Source organism: Neisseria sp. HMSC070A01 (assembly GCF_001810165.1).
GTDB lineage: Bacteria > Pseudomonadota > Gammaproteobacteria > Burkholderiales > Neisseriaceae > Neisseria.
Map to the genome: position 1 here is coordinate 188556 of NZ_KV800126.1, position 19385 is coordinate 207940.

Annotated in this window: 13 protein-coding genes; 8 read left to right on the plus strand and 5 right to left on the minus strand. The window is 50.7% G+C overall.

Annotated elements, in window-relative coordinates:
- The first annotated feature begins 25 nt into the window (after positions 1–25).
- Positions 26–652: a phosphoribosylglycinamide formyltransferase gene (purN, locus tag HMPREF2711_RS09405; RefSeq protein WP_003745839.1), complete on the plus strand. Its 627-nt coding sequence runs from the start codon at positions 26–28 to the stop codon at positions 650–652.
- Positions 653–682: 30 nt separating this feature from the next.
- Entirely contained in the window at positions 683–1351 is a 669-nt protein-coding gene (locus tag HMPREF2711_RS09410) for a DUF3108 domain-containing protein (RefSeq protein ID WP_036493544.1), read from the plus strand.
- A gap of 57 nt (positions 1352–1408) precedes the next feature.
- Here HMPREF2711_RS09410 and HMPREF2711_RS09415 read toward each other — a convergent pair whose 3' ends face one another.
- Positions 1409–2902, minus strand: a complete 1494-nt coding sequence (locus tag HMPREF2711_RS09415) for an Rne/Rng family ribonuclease (RefSeq protein WP_003745843.1) — start codon at positions 2900–2902, stop codon at positions 1409–1411.
- Between the two features lie 237 nt (positions 2903–3139).
- On the opposite strand from HMPREF2711_RS09415, the gene grxC reads away from it, so the two are divergent.
- From grxC to recG, 4 genes are all read left to right on the plus strand, one after another.
- Positions 3140–3397 (plus strand): glutaredoxin 3, encoded by a 258-nt coding sequence (gene grxC / locus HMPREF2711_RS09420; RefSeq protein ID WP_003684090.1) that lies wholly within the window; start codon positions 3140–3142, stop codon positions 3395–3397.
- A gap of 21 nt (positions 3398–3418) precedes the next feature.
- A complete protein-coding gene (gene secB, locus HMPREF2711_RS09425) occupies positions 3419–3853 on the plus strand; it encodes a protein-export chaperone SecB (protein ID WP_003745844.1) in 435 nt (144 codons plus the stop codon).
- Positions 3854–4108: 255 nt separating this feature from the next.
- Positions 4109–7153, plus strand: coding sequence for a TonB-dependent siderophore receptor (locus HMPREF2711_RS09430; protein WP_036493548.1), 3045 nt, complete (start codon positions 4109–4111; stop codon positions 7151–7153).
- Positions 7154–7402: 249 nt separating this feature from the next.
- Positions 7403–9442 carry an ATP-dependent DNA helicase RecG gene (gene recG, locus HMPREF2711_RS09435; RefSeq protein ID WP_036493777.1) on the plus strand — a complete coding sequence of 680 codons (2040 nt, stop codon included), beginning with the start codon at positions 7403–7405 and terminating at the stop codon, positions 9440–9442.
- 64 nt (positions 9443–9506) lie between these two features.
- Here recG and gdhA read toward each other — a convergent pair whose 3' ends face one another.
- Positions 9507–10841, minus strand: coding sequence for an NADP-specific glutamate dehydrogenase (gdhA, locus tag HMPREF2711_RS09440; protein ID WP_003745850.1), 1335 nt, complete (start codon positions 10839–10841; stop codon positions 9507–9509).
- Between the two features lie 412 nt (positions 10842–11253).
- Here gdhA and HMPREF2711_RS09445 point away from each other — a divergent pair, with 412 nt between their 5' ends.
- Positions 11254–12048 (plus strand): thymidylate synthase, encoded by a 795-nt coding sequence (locus HMPREF2711_RS09445; RefSeq protein ID WP_003745852.1) that lies wholly within the window; start codon positions 11254–11256, stop codon positions 12046–12048.
- Positions 12049–12107: 59 nt separating this feature from the next.
- On the opposite strand, the gene HMPREF2711_RS09450 is transcribed toward HMPREF2711_RS09445, so the two are convergent.
- Positions 12108–13556 carry a transferrin-binding protein-like solute binding protein gene (locus HMPREF2711_RS09450; RefSeq protein WP_070616042.1) on the minus strand — a complete coding sequence of 483 codons (1449 nt, stop codon included), beginning with the start codon at positions 13554–13556 and terminating at the stop codon, positions 12108–12110.
- 361 nt (positions 13557–13917) lie between these two features.
- Here HMPREF2711_RS09450 and smc point away from each other — a divergent pair, with 361 nt between their 5' ends.
- Positions 13918–17403 (plus strand): chromosome segregation protein SMC, encoded by a 3486-nt coding sequence (smc, locus tag HMPREF2711_RS09455; protein WP_003745856.1) that lies wholly within the window; start codon positions 13918–13920, stop codon positions 17401–17403.
- Between the two features lie 93 nt (positions 17404–17496).
- Here smc and HMPREF2711_RS09460 read toward each other — a convergent pair whose 3' ends face one another.
- Together HMPREF2711_RS09460 and HMPREF2711_RS09465 are read right to left on the minus strand one after the other, a co-directional pair.
- Positions 17497–18006 (minus strand): cold-shock protein, encoded by a 510-nt coding sequence (locus HMPREF2711_RS09460; protein ID WP_003745858.1) that lies wholly within the window; start codon positions 18004–18006, stop codon positions 17497–17499.
- 154 nt (positions 18007–18160) lie between these two features.
- A complete protein-coding gene (locus HMPREF2711_RS09465; protein WP_003745861.1) occupies positions 18161–19330 on the minus strand; it encodes a glycosyltransferase in 1170 nt (389 codons plus the stop codon).
- Positions 19331–19385 lie beyond the last annotated feature (55 nt).

Sequence of the window (19385 nt, forward strand, 5' to 3'; positions counted from 1 at the left end):
TGTTCCAAACCAACAAGGAATTATGATGAAAAATATCGTCATCCTTATTTCCGGACGCGGCAGCAATATGCAGGCGATTGTGAATGCCGATATTCCCAATGCCAACATTGCAGCCGTATTGAGCAACAACGAGACCGCAGCCGGATTGGCATGGGCGGCAGAGCGCGGTATAGCCACCGACAGTTTGAACCATAAAAACTTCGACTCGCGTCTGGCATTTGATCAGGCCATGATGGAAAAAATCGATGCCTATCAACCCGATTTGGTTGTATTGGCGGGCTTTATGCGCATTTTGACTCCGGAATTCTGCGCCCATTATGAAAACCGCCTGATCAATATCCATCCGTCCATCCTGCCTTCTTTCACCGGTTTGCATACCCACGAACGCGCATTGGAAGCAGGTTGCCGAGTGGCAGGCTGCACCATCCATTTCGTAACCCCTGAGCTGGATTGCGGCCCGATTATTTCGCAAGGCATTGTGCCTATTTTGGACGGTGATACTGCCGACGACGTTGCCGCACGCGTGCTGACGGTTGAACACCGGCTTTTCCCGCAAGCCGTTGCCGATTTTGTTGCAGGCCGTCTGAAAATCGAAGGCAACCGCGTTTTGAATGCACAACGCAATGCCGCCGGTCAAAGCCTGCTGGCTTGATTGAAACACCATACACACAAGGAAAACATTATGAATCCGATTAAAACAACCCTGCTGACACTTTCCCTGCTCACAGCCTCCGTCGGCGCGCAAGCCGCTGAATTGCCGCAATCTGCCGTTTTGCAATACTCAGGCAGCTACGGTATTCCTGCGACCATGACCTTCACACGCAGCGGCAACCAATACAAAATCGTCTCTACCATCAAAGTGCCGCTTTACAATATCCGCTTTGAATCCGGCGGCAGCATTAACGGCACAACCTTGAATCCGTCTTACTACAAAGATGTACGCGGCGGCAAAGTGTATGCCGAGGCCAAATTCTCCGGCGGCAACATCACTTACGGCAAAGCAGGTGATTTGAAAACCGAAAAATCCGGCCCGGCCATGGACTTGTTCACTTTGGCATGGCAACTGGCCGCCAATGACGTGCGCCTGCCGTCAGGTTTGAAAATTACCAACGGTAAAAAACTGTACACTGTCGGCAGCATGAACAAAATCGGCAACGAAAGCTATAAACTGAACGGCGGTACAACGCCTGTGAGCAAATATCGCGTCCGCCGCGGCGACGATACCGTTACTTACTCGTTTGCTTCCGATATCGACAATATCCCGGCACAAATCAGCTATACCGATGACGGCAAAACCTACAACCTGAAACTGACTTCCGTCAAAATCAACGGTAAAGTAGTGAAACCGTAATCTTTATTTGCTCAAACAAGAAGGCCGTCTGAAAAGTTTTCAGACGGCCTTTTATCTTTACAGCAACACAATATCGTATTGTTCCTGCGTGTAGGCGGTTTCGACTGCCAGCGAAATCGGTTTGCCGATAAAGTCTATCAACATTGCCAGCGATTGAGATTCTTCGTCTAAGAACAAGTCGATGACATTTGGAGCGGCCAAAATGCGGAAGGCCTGGACATCGTAGCGGCGCGCTTCGCGGACGATTTCGCGTTGGATTTCGTAGCACACGGTTTGCGGTGTTTTCAGACGGCCTCGGCCTTGGCAGGAAGGGCAGGGTTCGCAGAGGATTTGGCTTAAGTTTTCACGCGAGCGTTTGCGGGTCAGTTCGACAAGGCCCAGGCTGGTAAAGCCGTTGAGGGTGACGCGGGTGCGGTCGAAACTCAGGGCTTTGGCAAGCTCTTGCAGGACGGCTTCGCGGTGGACTTCCTGTGCCATATCGATGAAGTCGATGATGATGATGCCGCCGAGATTACGCAGGCGAAGTTCGCGGGCGATGGTGTGGCAGGCTTCGAGGTTGGTGCGGAAGATGGTTTCATCAAAATTACGCGCGCCGACAAAGCCGCCGGTGTTGACATCGATGGTGGTCATGGCTTCGGTGGACTCGATGATGAGGTAGCTGCCGAAGTTGAGGTTGACGCGCGGTTGCAGGGCGCGGGCGATTTCCTGCTCGATGTTGTGGGTTTCAAATAGGGGGCGTTCGCCTTTGAATAGCTCGATTCTGCCCAATGCGCCTTGAACGTATTGTTCGGCAAACTGGGTCATGCGGCGGTGGTTTTCGGTGGAATCGACCAGGATTTTGTGCGTATCGAGGCTGAACATATCGCGCAAAACGCGCAGGCTCAAAGGCAAATCTTGATAGAGCAAGGTTTCGGGCGGCTGGATTTTTGCCTGTTTTTGAATGTGTTCCCACACTTTGGTCAGATAGTTGATGTCTGATTGCAGCTGGGCATCGGAAGCGTTTTCAGCGTTGGTACGGATGATGTAGCCGTGGCAGGCGTTTTCGGGCAGCAGGTTGTTGAGGCGCTCCCTCAGGCTGCTGCGTTCGGCATCGTCCTCAATGCGTTGGGAAATGCCGATGTGGTCTTCTTGCGGAAGATGGACGAGGAAACGGCCGGCCAGTGAGATTTGGGTGGAAAGCCGCGCGCCTTTGGTATTGATGGGGTCTTTGATGACCTGAACCAAGACGGACTGGCCTTCAAAGAGCATGTGTTCGATGCGTTGGGTTTCGTCCGGATTGCGGCGTTGTTCGAGGACGTCGACGATGTGCAAAAACGCGGCGCGTTCCAAGCCGATATCGATGAACGCGCTTTGCATGCCGGGGAGGACGCGTTTGACGACGCCCAAATAAATATTGCCGACCAAACTGTGGCCGCTGTTGCGCTCGATGTGCAGCTCGCAGATATTGTTCTCTTCCAAAACGGCCACACGCGTTTCTTGCGGCGTGATGTTGACGAGGACGGTTTCGGGCGGACGCACGGCGTCCTTGGGGATGGGGATTCCTGAAAGCATGGGGATACCTGATTTTGAATAGAAAAACTTTTGCGAAGTGTTCTTCTTCAAAAAAACAAATGGCAAAAGTCATTCATCGAAAGCGCTTATCATACTTTAATTATGGGTTTTCCGCATCTGCACAAATGTTTATGCCAAGAGGCCGTCTGAATGTTTTTTACAACCGTACGGCGGGAACACTTGTAAAATAACGCTTATGCCCATATAGTCATGAACATTGGTATTTTGGAAGAAATCATGCAAACCGTTACTGTTTATACTGGTCCGTATTGTCCGTACTGCACCATGGCGAAAAGGCTGTTGCAGGCGGTAGGCGTGAAAGAAATCAACGAAATCCGCATCGACGGCAATCCGGAAGTTTTTGCCGAAATGCAGCAGCTTTCCGGCCAGCGCAGCGTGCCGCAGATTTTTATCGGCGACACCCATGTCGGTGGCTTTACCGATTTGTACCGCTTGCAGCAGGAAGGCAAGTTGGACGAATTACTGAATCCTTAACCCTTAACTTAGGAAAATAAAATGAGCGAAGAATTGCAACCCGTATTCAGCGTTGAGCGTCTGTATGTAAAAGACTTGTCTTTGGAAGTGCCTCACGCACCACAAATCTTCTTGGAACAAGGCGAGCCTGAAGTGGATATGCGCGTTTCTACCGGCAACACCAAACTGGAAGACGGTTTCTACAGCGTTGACGTTACCGTTACCGTGACTGCCAAACTGAATGAAGAGCGTACCATGTTCTTGAACGAAGTTACCCAAAGCGGCATCTTCCGTCTGGAAAACATTCCTGAAGAAGACGTACAACTGCTGCTGGGCGTTGCTTGTCCGAACATCCTGTTCCCTTACGCACGCGAAGCCATTTCCAACAGCGTAACCCGCGCCGGCTTCCCACCTGTACTGCTTGCTCCGATCAACTTCGAAGCAATCTACCAACAACAACAGGAAGCTAACGCTTAATCGCGTTATATCTAAATTAAGGCCGTCTGAAACATTGCGTTCAGACGGCCTTTTTTATTTGAAAATTAGGACATAAGAAAAATCTATAATAAAAAGTTCATATATTAATGTAATAAGTATATAATGATACCGTTTATCATTACGATAATATTTTAATTTAATGGGTTTATATACCATTTAAAATCAACATATTGAAATTTATCCAGCAAGTAGATTCTATTAATTAAGGAAATAGTTGTGAAACCTGATTTTCAAATGAAAACAATTTGTTTGTTATTAGTGCTGCCTTGCCAAACTGTTTTTGCAGATACGGGACATCAAGAAGTGGAACATGTAGATATGGATACGGTCAAGGTCAGCGGCAAACGGCAGGCACAAAGGAATACCGAGCGCAGTCAGTCTTATACAATCGGAACGATGGCAACGGCGACTGGCTTGCGTATTTCAGGCAAGGATACGCCGCAGTCGGTGAGCGTAATGACGCGTCGGCAGCTAGATGATAAAGCAATATATTCTTTAGAAGAGGCAATGAAAAACACTACGGGAATCAACGTGGTTCGCGATTCGGGTCTACAAACTCGTTTTTTGTCTCGTGGTTTCTATGTTGATCAGATTGGTGAAGACGGTATTACCACTAATGTGTCTGGACGTTCGGGCTATACGGCAAAAATTGATGTCTCTCCGAGCACAGACCTTGCTGTTTATGATCACATTGAGGTTGTCAGAGGTGCAACCGGTCTTACTCAATCCAATTCCGAACCAGGTGGAACCATTAATTTAATCCGTAAGCGGCCAACAGCTTTGTTTAAGCATACCGGTGAAATCAGCACTGACCATAGGGGCAGCAAGCGTTTGGCTTTGGATGTATCTGGAAGCTTGAATAATGAACATACGGTACGCGGTAGGCTGGTTGGTGTTCATGAGGACCACCGTTCTTTTAAAGAGGGTGTATGGAACAAGAAAGACATGGTTTATGGCGTGATCGATACGGATTTGAGTGATAACAGTATGCTGACATTGGGCGGCACTTATCAGAAAAATAAAGACATTCCCGATTTTGCCGGCGTGATTTTACCTTGTGAGGATCAAAAAACTGCGGCCTTCAGCTCCAGTCCTGCCTGTAACAATCCTTTGAAATTGCCACGTAAAACTTATTTGGGTGAAACCTCATGGTCACGCCTGAATGCTGATAAATACAATATTTTTTCCGGTTTCAAACATGTCTTTGACAATGGATGGCAACTTAATGCCGAAATTTCTTATACGCGTAACGATTCAGATGCCAAAGTCGGACAATTTTTTCTGAAAAACGAACACGCGGCAGGTATTTCAGCATCTGAGGCAACGGGTTTCTTAACCGAAAAGGGAGAGGTTATTCCTTTTGAGCCTAAAGACAAGGCATTGGCAAAATTAAAAGAATATCGTGATGGCGTCACTAAAACATATGAAGAGAAAAAAGCAGATTACGTTGCCCATCATTTCGATGCATCTGCTTTTGAACAATATCGCTCCCAAAGGGCGGCAGCACGTCGGGCAGGTTTTGATCAATGTATGCAGGACATTGGTTTGGATTTCCTGTGCAACGACTGGCAGGATCCGGGTGTAGAAGTAGATAAAAAAGAGTTTGTTGATAAGGAGCTTGCAAAGCAAGGCATTGTTAACAATGCAGAAGGCCTGTTTCCCAACCGTCTATACGACTCAGCATACAATCTTCGCCGCACATACAACCGCCGTTACAACTTCATGCCGTTGCACTATACCAAACACGATGTGCAATGGGGCTTTAAGCTGGATCTGACAGGTAACTACCGCCTGCTTGGACGTGAACATGATTTCTTTGTCGGCTATGCGTATAACAATGAAAAAATCCGTTCTGCTTATACGGAAATCTATCAAAACCGTTATTTTGTCCGTCCTCAAGGTTATGCAGGTGCAGGCAGTTGCGGTATTCATCCCGATGGACCGGAGCGTAATCCTTTAGAAAAAGGTATTGCCGAACCAGATTGGCATATTTATAACGAAAAAGGTAATAACAAAATCTATGTGCCGGAATGCAGTGGCGCGCATATTACCAAATATACTCCCCGTTTGGATGCGGAGGGCAAGCCTGTCTGGACAGTCAACGACAATGGTGAACGCGTAATGGTGCAAGATCCTGTTTACGAATTGGATGCAAATGGAAACAAAATACAGGAGCGGGATGAAGAGGGAAATTTGAAATGGGCAAACCAATATCTGAAAATACCGCTGTGGAAAACTGTTCAGGTTGCAGATGATCATGTTCCGGCGTTATACAATTATTCGAAATACCTTAACACGAATAAAACACATTCTTTGACTGTCAGCACCCGCTTTAATGCAACCAACCGTCTGCATCTCTTGGGCGGTATGCACTATACGCGCTATGAAACCACACAAACCAAAGAAATGCCTGTACGCTACGGCCAGCCTGCTACGGCATTTCAAACTGAGAGTAGTAACAAAATCGACAAAGAACACTACACCTCAAAAATGCAAAGTCATCGGTTCACGCCATATGCAGGCATTACCTACGACCTGACACCGCAACAAAGCTTGTATGCCAGCTATACTAAGATTTTTAAACAACAGGATAACGTTGATGTAACCAGCAAATCCGTTCTTCCACCACTCATCGGGACTAACTATGAAATAGGTTGGAAAGGGTCGTTCCTGCAAGGCCGTCTGAATGCTTCGCTTGCCTTGTTTGTTTTACAGCAGAAAAACCGTACCGTTGTCGATTTTGGATTTGTTCCTGATACTAGTAGTAACGGAGGTTCATTCCAAACCATCGCCAAACCTGTGGGTAAGGTTAAGAGTAGCGGCGCAGAACTTGAATTGGCTGGCGAATTGTCGGAAAACTGGCGTATTTTTGTTGGCTACACATATAACAAAAGCAAGTATAAAAATGCTGCAGAAGTCAATGCGGAGCGGTTGGAGAAAAATACGACTGCCGACCCGTATAACTTCAGTAACTTCACGCCGGTACATATGTTCCGCCTCGGTACAAGCTACCGCTTGCCTCAAACTAAATTGACCTTGGGCGGCGGAATATCCGCGCAAAGTCGCACAAGTAGCCTTTACAATATTCGCCAAGGAGGCTACGGACTTATAGATGGCTTTGTTCAATATGACTTTCACAAACACGGCAGAATCAGCCTGATCGGAACTAACTTGGCTGACAGGACGTATTTTGAAAATAACTACAACCGTACGCGAGGTCAAAACAATTTCTATGGCGAACCGCGGACAGTCAAACTGAAATTGGATTGGCATTTCTAGAGAGAATGGATAATGATTGGGTATGTAAACATTATTGGCTAAATTCCTGATAAAAGTATGGGTTGAATATCCTTCTTTTTTGAAAGCTGTTTCCTAACAATGGCTGAAGTTGATTCGATAGCCGGCGTATTTTCAAATATTAATTTGTTTCAAGTATTCAGCTTTGAAGGCCGTCTGAAACATTGCGTTCAGACGGCCTTTTTGTTTTCGGATAAAATACAGCAAACTTTCAATCAGCTGCCTTTTAAGATGACGCCCGAAACCCAAAAACAGCTCAAAATCACCGATGTTTCCGCTAAGAAGCTAGAGAAACTCAACCTCCATACCGCATGGGATTTGGTGTTGCACCTGCCGCTGCGTTACGAGGACGAGACGCACATCATGCCGATTAAGGACGCGCCGATCGGTGTGCCGTGTCAGGTTGAGGGCGAGGTCATCCATCAGGAAGTCACGTTCAAACCGCGCAAGCAGTTGATTGTCCAAATCGCCGACGGTTCCGGCAGCGTCCTTTTTTTGCGCTTCATTCACTTTTACGCCAGCAACCAGAAACAGATGGCGGTCGGCAAGCGCATCCGCGCCGTGGGTGAAATCAAACACGGGTTTCACGGCGACGAGATGATTCACCCTAAAATCCGCGATGCCGAGAGCAGCGGTTTGGCGGAAAGCCTCACGCCGATTTATCCGACCGTAAACGGCTTGAACCAGCCCACTTTGCGCCGTATTATTCAGACGGCCTTGGACGTTACGCCGCTGCACGACACCTTGCCTGATGCTTTATTAGGCCGTCTGAAACTGCCACACCTCGCTGAAAGCCTGCGCCTTTTGCACTCTCCGCCGCCGAGTTTCACTATTCATCAACTTTCAGATGGCACGCTGCCTGCATGGCAACGGCTCAAATTTGACGAACTTTTGGCACAACAGCTTTCCATGCGCTTGGCGCGACAGAAGCGTGTCAGCGGCACGGCGACGTCATTGGGCGGCGACGGCACATTGACTCAAGCCTTGCGTCATGCTTTGCCGTTTGCCCTGACCGATGCACAAGAAAAAGTTGTTTCCGAAATCCTCCACGATATGGCGCAAACCCACCCCATGCACCGCCTGCTGCAAGGCGATGTCGGCAGCGGCAAAACCATTGTTGCTGCTTTGTCCGCGCTGACCGCCATTGAATCCGGCGCGCAGGTGGCTGTAATGGCACCAACCGAAATCCTTGCTGAACAGCATTTTATCAAGTTCAAACAATGGCTTGAGCCTTTAGGTCTTGAAGTCGTCTGGCTTTCCGGCAGTCAGCGCAAAAAAGCCAAAGACGAAGCCAAAGCCAAACTTGCCGACGGCACCGTCAAAATCGCCGTCGGCACGCACGCCCTGTTTTCAGACGACGTCGAGTTTCAAAATCTGGGCTTGGTGATTGTGGACGAACAACACCGCTTCGGCGTCGCCCAACGCCTCGCCCTCAAAAACAAAGGACGCGACGTCCACCAGCTGATGATGTCCGCCACCCCCATCCCGCGCACGCTCGCCATGAGTTTCTTCGCCGACTTGGACGTGTCCGTCATCGACGAATTGCCGCCCGGACGCACCCCGATTAAAACCCGCCTCGTCAACAATGTCCGCCGCGCCGAAGTCGAAGGCTTCGTCCTCAACATCTGCCGCAAAGGGCAGCAGGCATACTGGGTCTGCCCGCTGATTGAAGAAAGCGAAACCCTGCAACTGCAAACCGCCACTGAAACCCTAGCCCAGCTTCAGGCGGCATTGCCCGAACTCAACATCGGCTTGGTACACGGGCGCATGAAAGCCGCCGAAAAAGCCGAAGTCATGGCTCAGTTTGCCGTAGGTCGTCTGAATGTATTGGTCGCCACCACCGTCATCGAAGTCGGCGTAGATGTACCCAACGCCGCCCTGATGGTGATCGAACACGCCGAGCGCATGGGCTTGGCGCAGCTGCACCAATTACGCGGACGGGTAGGACGCGGCGCGGCAGAAAGCGTGTGCGTCCTCCTATTTGCCGAACCCTTGAGCGAACTCGCCAAAGCGCGGTTGAAAGTCATTTACGAACACACCGACGGCTTTGAAATCGCCCGCCAAGACCTCAACATCCGCGGCCCCGGCGAATTTCTCGGCGCGCGCCAAAGCGGCGTCCCCATGCTGCGCTTCGCCAATCTCGAAGAAGACCTGCACCTCTTGGAACAGGCGCGCGAAATCGCCCCCTTGCTGATTGAACAAAACCCCGAAATCGTCGAAGCACATTTGGCAAGATGGCTTTCCAGCAGGGAAGGTTATTTGGGCGTATAAAGTTTGTATGAAAAGAAAAAGGCCGTCTGAAAACAGACGGCCTTTGGTTTGGCTGGATAGAGGTTTAGAAACCTTGTGCCAACATGGCATCGGCTACTTTGACGAAACCGGCAATGTTCGCACCATTGACGTAGTTCACTTTGTCGCCGACTTTGCCGTATTTCAGGCAGGATTCGTGGATGTTGTGCATGATGTCGAACAGGCGTTGGTCGACTTCTTCTCGAGTCCAAGACAGGCGGATGGCGTTTTGGCTCATTTCCAAACCTGAAGTTGCTACGCCGCCGGCGTTGGAGGCTTTGCCCGGAGCGTAGAGGATGCCGGCTTTGATAAATTGTTCGACCGCGCCTAAAGTTGACGGCATGTTCGCACCTTCGGCAACCACATAGCAACCGTTTGCCAGCAGGATTTTGGCAGCGTCTGCGTCCAATTCATTTTGGGTGGCGCAAGGCAGGGCGACTTCGGCCGCGATGTTCCACGGTTTTTGGTTTTCAAAGTATTGCAGGCCTTGTTCTTTGGCGTAAGTGGCCACGCGTTCGCGGCGTACTTCTTTCAGCTCGATCAAAGCGGCCAGTTGCGCTTCGGTCATGCCGCTGTCAGGGAAGAGGACAAAGCCGTTGGAGTCGGAAACGGTCAATACTTTTGCACCCAGTTGGATGGCTTTTTCGGCAGCGTATTGCGCCACGTTGCCGGAGCCGGAAATCAATACGCGTTTGCCTTCGATGCTGTCATTGCGTGTTTCCAGCATGGCTTGGGCAAAATACACGCAGCCGTAGCCGGTGGCTTCAGGGCGAATCAGGCTGCCGCCCCATTCGAGGCCTTTGCCGGTCAGGACGGAAGCAAATTCGTTGCGGATTTTTTTGTATTGGCCGAACAGATAGCCGATTTCGCGGCCGCCTACGCCGATGTCGCCGGCAGGAACGTCAGTATCGGCACCGATGTGGCGGTAGAGTTCGGTCATAAAGGCTTGGCAGAAGCGCATTACTTCGGCATCGGATTTGCCTTTAGGGTCGAAGTCGGAACCGCCTTTGCCGCCGCCCATAGGCAGGGTGGTCAGCGCGTTTTTGAAGACTTGTTCAAAGGCGAGGAATTTCAACACGCCCAAATCGACGGTCGGGTGGAAACGCAAACCGCCTTTGTAAGGGCCGATGGCAGAGCTCATTTGAATACGGTAGCCGCGGTTGACTTGAACTTGGCCTTTGTCGTCCATCCAAGTGACGCGGAACATAATCACGCGTTCCGGTTCAACAATACGCTCAAGCAGGCTTTGTTGGGTGTATTTCGGGTTTTTCGCCAAAAACGGATCCAAACTCATGAACACTTCTTCAACGGCTTGGTGGAAGGGTTCTTGGTTGGGGTTGCGTTGTTTAAGATTGGTAAACAGGGTGTTCAGGTCAGTCATTTTTCAACTCCTATTGAGTGAGATGTTTCAATATTTATGTTTTGAAATATAGCTGTAAAAATTTTACTTGCCAAGAAAAATTTTGACCAGATTGTTGACATTATTTTTTTACCAATTTGTAAAAATGGAATTATATTTTAAATTATAATAAAAATTATGGTTTATATTTTACATTTAAAAATAATAAGCTATAAAGTTCTAAGTAATTAAACTAGAAAATTCCAAAATTTTTTTGTAAAAATTTTATTTAGCTCAAAATTTCGTGTAAGCAAATGATAAATTGTCAACATTATTAATGGGTATGCTCTAAGTCTAGAGGAAGGGTTAGCCCATTGCAGACAGAGAGGCAGGCCGTCTGAAAATTCGGTACAATATGCATCAAATTCCCACAACACATACATTAAGGAAACCCATGAAAGCCTATCACGACCTTATGCGCCATGTCCTCGACAATGGTATCGACAAATCCGACCGTACCGGCACTGGCACGCGTTCCGTGTTCGGTTACCAAATGCGTTTTGATTTAAGTGAAGGCTTTCCGCTGTTGACAACCAAAAAACTGCATCTGCGCTCGATTATTCATGAGCTGCTTTGGTTTCTCAAAGGCGATACCAACATCAAATACCTGAAAGAGAACAACGTTTCCATTTGGGACGAGTGGGCGGACGAAAACGGCGATTTAGGCCCGGTTTACGGCTACCAATGGCGCAGCTGGCCCGCACCTGACGGCCGCCATATCGACCAAATTGCCAATGTGGTGGAACAAATTAAGAAAAATCCCGACTCGCGCCGCCTGATTGTGTCCGCATGGAATCCCGCTTTGGTCGATGAAATGGCTTTGCCGCCTTGCCACGCGCTGTTTCAGTTTTACGTTGCCAACGGCAAACTGTCCTGCCAGCTTTACCAACGCAGCGCCGATATCTTCCTTGGCGTACCGTTCAACATCGCCAGCTACGCATTGTTGACCATGATGATGGCGCAAGTGTGCGGCCTGGAAGCCGGTGAGTTTATCCATACGTTTGGCGATGCCCATTTATACAGCAACCATATCGAGCAGGCCCGACTACAATTAAGCCGCGATTTCCGAAGCCTGCCGACCATGAAAATCAACCCTGAAATCAAAGACTTGTTTGCCTTCAAATTTGAAGACTTCGAGCTGGAAGGCTATGATCCGCATCCGCACATCAAAGCCGCCGTGTCGGTGTAATCCAAGCTAAAAAACAAAAGGCCGTCTGAAACTTCAGGCGGCCTTTTGTTTAGGCAGGTTTATTGACGTTTCGCGCCATAGCCACCGATTAAGTGTTCGGTTGCATCTTTGTTTTTCAAGCCGTAAGTGCCGCCAATTTCTGCAGCATTGGGGCCGTAGAATTTGCCGTTCAGGTTGCCACTTAACTTGTCATCGGCCGTGCTGACTTTGCCGGAGAAGAGGTTACCGTCTTTCCAGCTTGCCGTACCTTTGAAATCGTAGTTTTTATCTGCTTGGGATACACGCTTACCATTTTCCAAAGTATGGAAGTGTGAGTTTGACGTTTCAAAACGGACACCTTTGAGGCCGAAATCAACGATAGCCATGACATTGGAAGTCAACTGACGATTGTTCTTGTCGGTAACCACATAGGCAGTGGAAATACCTTTGTAGGTGGCTGTACCTTTAGCAGGCAGGGTAGTGAAGACAGTTTCATCGCCCAGGCTTTGGTAGCCTTGGTATACATGTCCTTTAGGATCGGTGTAATGCGCGAAGGTTTGATATGTCCAGCCGGCCGCAGAAGGATCATGCAACACAATTTTGGTGCCGTCATCAAAATTGATGACATAAACACCATCGAATTGTTTGTCAAAAACTAAGCCGTTTTTATCGGTGCGGAAGTAGGCTAAATTATCGCTGTCAATTTTATTAAAGGTTGCCAGATTAGTGCGATGTTGCAGATTTTTTTTGTATAAAGCGTCTAAGTCTCTAATTTTAGCTTCAATTTTCTTTATTTTGTCATGATCAATTTGGCCAGACTCTGAGTTTTGTTCTTTTTTTAGATTTTCTTTTTCAGCTTCTAACTTCTTATAAAGTTCAACAATACGTTCATCCAAAGTTGATTTACCGTATGCAAATTCGGTATTTTTCTCTTTTCCCGTTTGTTCACTGACATCAGTTTGAGTATTGCCTTTTGAATATACTTTGGCAATAACAGAAGCGTAGCTTGTCCATGTAGGTTGGGTTGCGTTGCCATCAGTGGTCTTGTTAAACAATACAACGCCGTCCATTTTGACTTCATCATTGCTGTTAAAGTCAATAGAACTGATCAGACCATTTTGGTTGCGGTCTTGATTGTCCGTTTGGAACATTTTGCCTGCGGTATCTCTGCGGATTTGTACGTTAGGGTTGGATTGCTGTGCACCTTTGGAGGAGATGAAATGTGTGTGCAAAGGCTGGGTAATGTTGGCCGGATCGATTGGAGCTTCATCGGTCAGTTTGGCAAGATTGTCGGCACTGTTGGTGAGCGTAGTAGACGGCGCTTTCGGAGTGTTGGCATTGCTGTTGTTGGCAGGATTGCCATTATTGCCAGCAGAGTTGCCGGTATTATTGGTAGGAGTCGCGCCGGTGCTTAAAGCAGATGAACCGCCGCCTCCGCCACCGCCGCATGCGGACAAGATGGCTGCGCTGATGGCTGCGCTGATGGCTGTAAAAACGATAGTTTTAAGTTTGGTTTGGATGTTTGACATGAGATTCCCTGTATAGTTATTCGCTTGATGAAAAGGTCGGAGAGATCGTTTATCTGATTTTTAAACCTTTAATGCCCGATAATAACCATAAATCATAAAAAAATAAACAGTTTGTTTTCATTTCTGTACAAAAATTAATCAAAGGGAAGGTGGTTGGGTGGATATTTTTTTAGTTAATTGTTTTATATGAATTTATTTTGAATATTTTAGTGAGTTCGATAGCTGGTCTGTTTCTTTTTAACAAACTTTTCAGACGGCCTTTGAAGATAAAAGAGCAGTCGGACTTTATGGATGCTTTTCTCTCAACGAATCAGCGTATTTCCGTTAAAATACGCCTTCTTTTCCGATTCGAAACATTGCCATGCGCCTGACCCACATCAAACTCTCCGGCTTCAAATCTTTTACCGACCCGACCACGATTCATGTGCCGGGGCAGCTTGTTGCGGTTATCGGGCCGAACGGTTGCGGCAAGTCGAATGTGATTGACGCGGTGCGTTGGGTGTTGGGCGAGGCTTCGGCGAAGCAGCTTCGCGGCGAGAGTATGCAGGACGTGATTTTTAACGGTGCGGCGACGCGCCGTCCTGCGCCGAGGGCTTCGGTGGAGCTGGTGTTTGACAACAGCGACCACAGTTTGCAGGGGGCGTGGGGGCAGTATGCCGAGGTGAGCATCAAGCGGCAGCTGACGCGTCAGGGCGAATCGACTTATTTCATCAACAATCAGACCGTGCGCCGCCGCGACATTACCGATTTGTTCTTGGGTACGGGCGTGGGCGCGCGCGGTTATGCCGTTATCGAGCAGGGGATGATTTCGCGCATCATCGAAGCGCGGCCGGAGGAGTTGCGCGCCTATATCGAAGAGGCGGCGGGCGTGTCCAAATATAAGGAACGCCGCAAGGAGACGGAAGGCCGTCTGAAAGACACGCGCGAGCATTTGCAGCGTTTGGGCGATTTACAGAACGAGTTGGCGCGTCAGGTGGAAAAGTTGGAAAAACAGGCAGAAACCGCCGAACGCTACAAATCCCTGACCGCGCAGTTGAACCAACAACAGGATTTACTCGATTACGCCCAATGGCAGCAATCGCTTGCCGCCGCCGACAAGGCGACCGCGCAGCATCAGTCTTTGCAGGCGCAGCAGGACGAAACCGCCGCGCAGGTTCAGGCGTTAAACGACGAAGTACACGCCTTGCAGACTGCCGAGCAGTCGCAGCAGCAGGCAGTACACGAATTGAGCAACAAACGCGGCGTGTTGCGCGAGCAGATTGCCCGTTTGGAAGAACAAATCCGCCATCAGCAAAACCTGCACCAACGCATCGAACGCGACAAACAGGCGGCGCAGGCGCAGTTGCAACGTATCCATCAGGAGCAGCAGCAAATCCGCGTGCAGCTTGAAGAAAACGAGTTGCAGGCCGAAGAAAAGCAAACCGAATTGGCGGAATGGGCGATGCAGGTTGCCGAACACGAAGAGCGTCTGCCCGAATTGGAAGAAGCCCAAGCCACGCTTAATGCCGCCTTCCAAACCCAGCAGGACGAGGCAAACCGAATCCGCCGCGAACTGGCGTTGAAGCAGCAGCAGCTTGCCCATGCCGAACAAACCGTTGCCAAGCACGAAGAGCGCAAAGGTCGTCTGAAACAGGAAAACCAAGCCCTGAACCTGCCCGACGAGGCCGAAACCGCCGCCGCGCAGGAAGCCGCCGCCTTGTTGCAAAGCCAGCAAGAGCATTACGAAGAACAAATCATTGCTGCCGAAGAAGCCCTACACGCCGCCCGCGAGGCGTTTCAGACGGCCTCAAACCGCTTCCAAAGCCTGAAGCAGCAACACATCACCTTGCAGGCGCAGCAGCAGGCGTTGTCGCAAATCCTGTCGCAACAGCAGGAAGCAGCCGACTTCTGGCAGGCAACCGACCACGCCGCCGCGCCGCAACTGTGGCAACACATCACCGCGCCCGCCGAGTGGCAGCACGCCTTGTCCGTCATCCTTGCCGAACGCCTGCACGCCCGTAGCGTGCCGTCTGGCTTCGTTCCCCCCGTGCCGTTGCCGCAGGGGCAGGCGGCATGGCTTTCAGACGACCTCTCCGGCGGCATCAAAAAATCCCTGCCCGTACAGGCATTGTTGAACCAAATCCAAGCGCAGCCGCCGTTTCAGACGGCATTGCACCACTGGCTCGACGGCGTATTGTGCGCGCCCGATTTGAGCTACGCCCTCGCGCATCAAAGCGATTTGGGCGCACACCAAATCTGGCTCACGCCCGAAGGCCATCAGGTCGATAAAGTCAGCGTCCTGCTCTATGCCAAACCCGCGCAGGAAAGCCTGATTGCCCAAAAAGCGCGCCTCGACGGCATCGCTTCCGAACTGGAAAACCTCGCCCCCGAACTTTCCGCCGCCGAAGCCGCGTTCAAACAGGCGGAAGCCGCCGTGCGCTCGTCCGAAGTGCAGCACAAAAACCTGATGCAGCAACAACAGCAGCACACGCGCCAATACAGCCAGGCGCAGCAACGCGCCGCCGAACTTCTGGCGCGCACCAACCAAGGGCAAATCCGCCGCGAACACATCGAGCGCGAACTGGCGCAGTTGGCGGAAGAACAGACCGTGTTGCAACACACGTCCGACGGGCTTTCAGACGACATCGCTACTTTGCAGGAAGCCGCCGCCGAACTCGAACACCAACAACAGACCACCGCGCACAGCCGCCAAGAGCAGCAAGGCCGTCTGAAACAGGCGCAGCTTGCCTTGTTGGAAGCCAACCGCCAATACGGGCTGGCCGAAGTTGCCGTCCATAAGCTCAACCAGCAAAAACAAAACTACCAGCAGCAAATCGCCCGGCTCGAACAGCAAACCCTGGACTGGCAGGAACGCCAGCAAGAGCTTGCCCTCGCCTATGAAACCGAGTTCCAAAACGACGAGCAGCACATCAAGCTCGACGAGCTGACAGAAGCCGTGCACACGCTGGACGAAGAATACATCGCCGCACAGGAAAAACTCGCGCAGATTCAGGAGCAGGGCAGGGAGCAATACGCCCGCGTACAAACCCTGCAAACCAAGCTGCCGCAGCTTCAGGCCGCCACCCAAACCGCCCTGTTGCAGCAGCAGGAAGCCCTGATTAACGCCAAACGCTACCATCAAAACCTGACCGAACGCGCCGCCGATTTGGACACGCTCGAAGCGTTGGCGAAAGAATCGCCGAAAGTATTGAACAGCAGCATCGGCAGCCTCATCCAGCAAATCGAAGCCCTCGGCGCCGTCAACCTCGCCGCCCTGCAAGAACTCGAAGAAGCGCGCGAACGCGACGGCTACTACCGCAGCCAGAGTGAAGACGTGCAGGCCGCCATCACCCTTTTGGAAGAAGCCATCGCCCAAATCGACGACAAAACCAAAGCGCGTTTCAAAGAAACCTTCGATGCCGTCAACGGCAAAGTCCAAACCTTCTTCCCCACCTTATTCGGCGGCGGCGAAGCCACCCTCAAAATGATAGGCGACGACCTCCTGACCGCCGGCGTGTCCATCATGGCGCGCCCGCCCGGCAAGAAAAACAGCACCATCCACCTCCTCTCCGGCGGCGAAAAAGCCCTCACCGCCATGAGCCTCGTGTTCGCCCTGTTCAGCCTCAACCCCGCCCCCTTCTGCCTTCTGGACGAAGTCGACGCCCCGCTGGACGACGCCAACACCTCGCGTTTCTGCAACCTGGTCAAAGAAATGTCGGCGCAAACCCAGTTCCTCTACATCTCCCACAACCGCCTGACCATGGAAATGGCGGAGCAGCTGGTCGGCGTAACCATGCAGGAAAAAGGCGTATCGCGCGTCGTTGCCGTAGACATCAAACAGGCGTTGGAAATGGCCGAACCGAATTGAGGTAAGAATAAAGGCCGTCTGAAAGAATGAGGAAGAAATCTATCATTTCATCTTCCCATTTTTTCAGACGGCCTTTTTGTATTGGATAAAGCGTTATTGTTTCGACACATCATCTTTGGCGCGTTGAGGCTGCCCCGAGCGTTGGTTGCTGCGGTTGACGGCATCGCGCCATGCTTTGCGTTCGGCTTCGATTTTGGCGGCTACTTCGTGAACCATGGTTTCTTGTTTTTTGACGGCCGGTTCTTTGGGTGTATTGTCGGAAAAGTGGAGGCCGTACCACAAGGCGGCGAAAATGCTGCAGACGAAGATCACGGCAATCAGGCCGACGATGGCTTGTTTGCCGGCGAGGGGTTTTTCGGGGGGAGGGACGAGGACATCGAAGCAGTCGGCGCAATCGAGGGCGAAGCAGACGTTTTCGGCTTCTTTGCGGCCGCGCCGGCCTTCTGTGATGTTGAAGGAGATGTGTTGCCCTTCGGCCGGAAGGCGGGTAAGGGTGGTGAAGGCGGCAAGGGCAAGAAAGATTTCTTGGCCTGTGTCTTCTATGGTAGCGGCGCCGAAGCCGCGCTTGCTGTTCCAGCGAGTAATCGTTCCGTAATAGCGCATAATGTATGTGGGGATATTATTATAGGTAACAGTTTTTCTTTCGACTGATTTTAAATCAAAAAGTTTGGTTATTGTCTTAATTTTACACTAGATTTGTCTTGTTGGAAGAAGGCGGGCCGTCTGAAGGATTTCAGACGGCCTGCATGGTTTATGCCTATTTATTAAGCACTTTTTGGAAGGTGTCGATCAGGTGTTGCGCTATGGCTCGGCTGCCGAATTGTTGCAGGCAATCTTGGCGCAAACGGACGGGATCGTAGTGTGCATGGTTTTCGTATAGGGTGAGCAATGCTTTGGTCAGTTCCGGTATGTTTTCGATTGGCACCAGCAGGCCGTTGTCGGAAGTGACGATGGATTCGGGGCCGCCGCAGCGTGTGGCGATAACGGGCAAACCTTGCGACAGTGCTTCGATATAGACGACGCCGAAAGTCTCGGTACGGCTGGCGAGGACGAATGCGTTGCTGTGGCGCATGAGGTCTAGGGTTTGGTCGGTGGTCAATGCGCCGGTAAAGGTAACGGCGTGGTTGATGTCCAAGTCGCTTGCCAGTTGTTTCAGACGGCCTTCTTCTGCGCCGCCGCCGCCGATTTTGAGTTTGAGCTGCGGATAGGTTTTGAGTGCTTCGGCAAAAGCAGGCAGGAGCAGGTCGTGGCCTTTGAGGTGGCGCAGGTGGGAGACGCTGCAGAAGGTGAAGTCTTGATGGTTTTTTTCGGGGAATTCGAAATCCTGTTCAAAATTGCTGCCCAGCATATTGGGCAGGTATTGCCAGTCTGTACCGGCGTAGGTTTTTTCGAGAATGCGGCAGAAATCACGGCTGACGGCGAACCGGGCCGCGCTGTGGCGCACGGCTTCGTGCATGGACGGCCATTGGTTTTTGCGGACAAGGCCGCGTGAAATGGCACTGCTGTGTTCGGTAATCACATAGGGAATGCCGTATTTTTTGAAGATGGCACAGGCCAAAATGGCGGCGTAGTTGACGCAATGGGCGTGAATTACGTCGGGTTTGCCGTTGTCGGCGATATAGGCTTCAAAAGCTTTCATGCCTGCGTTGACCCAGCGGATGCGGTCGATGTCGACAACCGGGCAGCGCGGGAAGAAATACATGCTGTCGTAGGCGTAAGTGTTGAGTCCGCCTTGCTGATGGCGACGCAGGCCGTAGAAGCGCGAGAAGATGGTTTTCGGCTGGCTTCTCAAGTAGCGGAACATGGGAACGACCATGCCGATTTTCATGCCTTCGCGTTGCAGGGCTTGGGCTTGGAGGCGGAAAAAGATTCCGTCCACGTCGGTTTCGGAAGAGGGGTACCAAGAGGGGATGACGACAATATGCATGATGTGTTTTTTATGGAGGTAGATAACGGCGAGGCCGTCTGAAAAGAAAAGATAT

What these genes read in the sequence shown, in the direction of transcription:
- HMPREF2711_RS09415 (WP_003745843.1), bottom strand. Translation starts at nt 2,902, where the DNA reads ATGCTTTCAGGAATCCCCATCCCCAAGGACGCCGTGCGTCCGCCCGAA.
- smc (WP_003745856.1), top strand. Translation starts at nt 13,918, where the DNA reads ATGCGCCTGACCCACATCAAACTCTCCGGCTTCAAATCTTTTACCGAC.
- recG (WP_036493777.1), top strand. Translation starts at nt 7,403, where the DNA reads ATGACGCCCGAAACCCAAAAACAGCTCAAAATCACCGATGTTTCCGCT.
- HMPREF2711_RS09450 (WP_070616042.1), bottom strand. Translation starts at nt 13,556, where the DNA reads ATGTCAAACATCCAAACCAAACTTAAAACTATCGTTTTTACAGCCATC.
- HMPREF2711_RS09410 (WP_036493544.1), top strand. Translation starts at nt 683, where the DNA reads ATGAATCCGATTAAAACAACCCTGCTGACACTTTCCCTGCTCACAGCC.
- HMPREF2711_RS09465 (WP_003745861.1), bottom strand. Translation starts at nt 19,330, where the DNA reads ATGCATATTGTCGTCATCCCCTCTTGGTACCCCTCTTCCGAAACCGAC.
- HMPREF2711_RS09445 (WP_003745852.1), top strand. Translation starts at nt 11,254, where the DNA reads ATGAAAGCCTATCACGACCTTATGCGCCATGTCCTCGACAATGGTATC.
- HMPREF2711_RS09460 (WP_003745858.1), bottom strand. Translation starts at nt 18,006, where the DNA reads ATGCGCTATTACGGAACGATTACTCGCTGGAACAGCAAGCGCGGCTTC.
- HMPREF2711_RS09430 (WP_036493548.1), top strand. Translation starts at nt 4,109, where the DNA reads ATGAAAACAATTTGTTTGTTATTAGTGCTGCCTTGCCAAACTGTTTTT.
- gdhA (WP_003745850.1), bottom strand. Translation starts at nt 10,841, where the DNA reads ATGACTGACCTGAACACCCTGTTTACCAATCTTAAACAACGCAACCCC.
- purN (WP_003745839.1), top strand. Translation starts at nt 26, where the DNA reads ATGAAAAATATCGTCATCCTTATTTCCGGACGCGGCAGCAATATGCAG.
- secB (WP_003745844.1), top strand. Translation starts at nt 3,419, where the DNA reads ATGAGCGAAGAATTGCAACCCGTATTCAGCGTTGAGCGTCTGTATGTA.
- grxC (WP_003684090.1), top strand. Translation starts at nt 3,140, where the DNA reads ATGCAAACCGTTACTGTTTATACTGGTCCGTATTGTCCGTACTGCACC.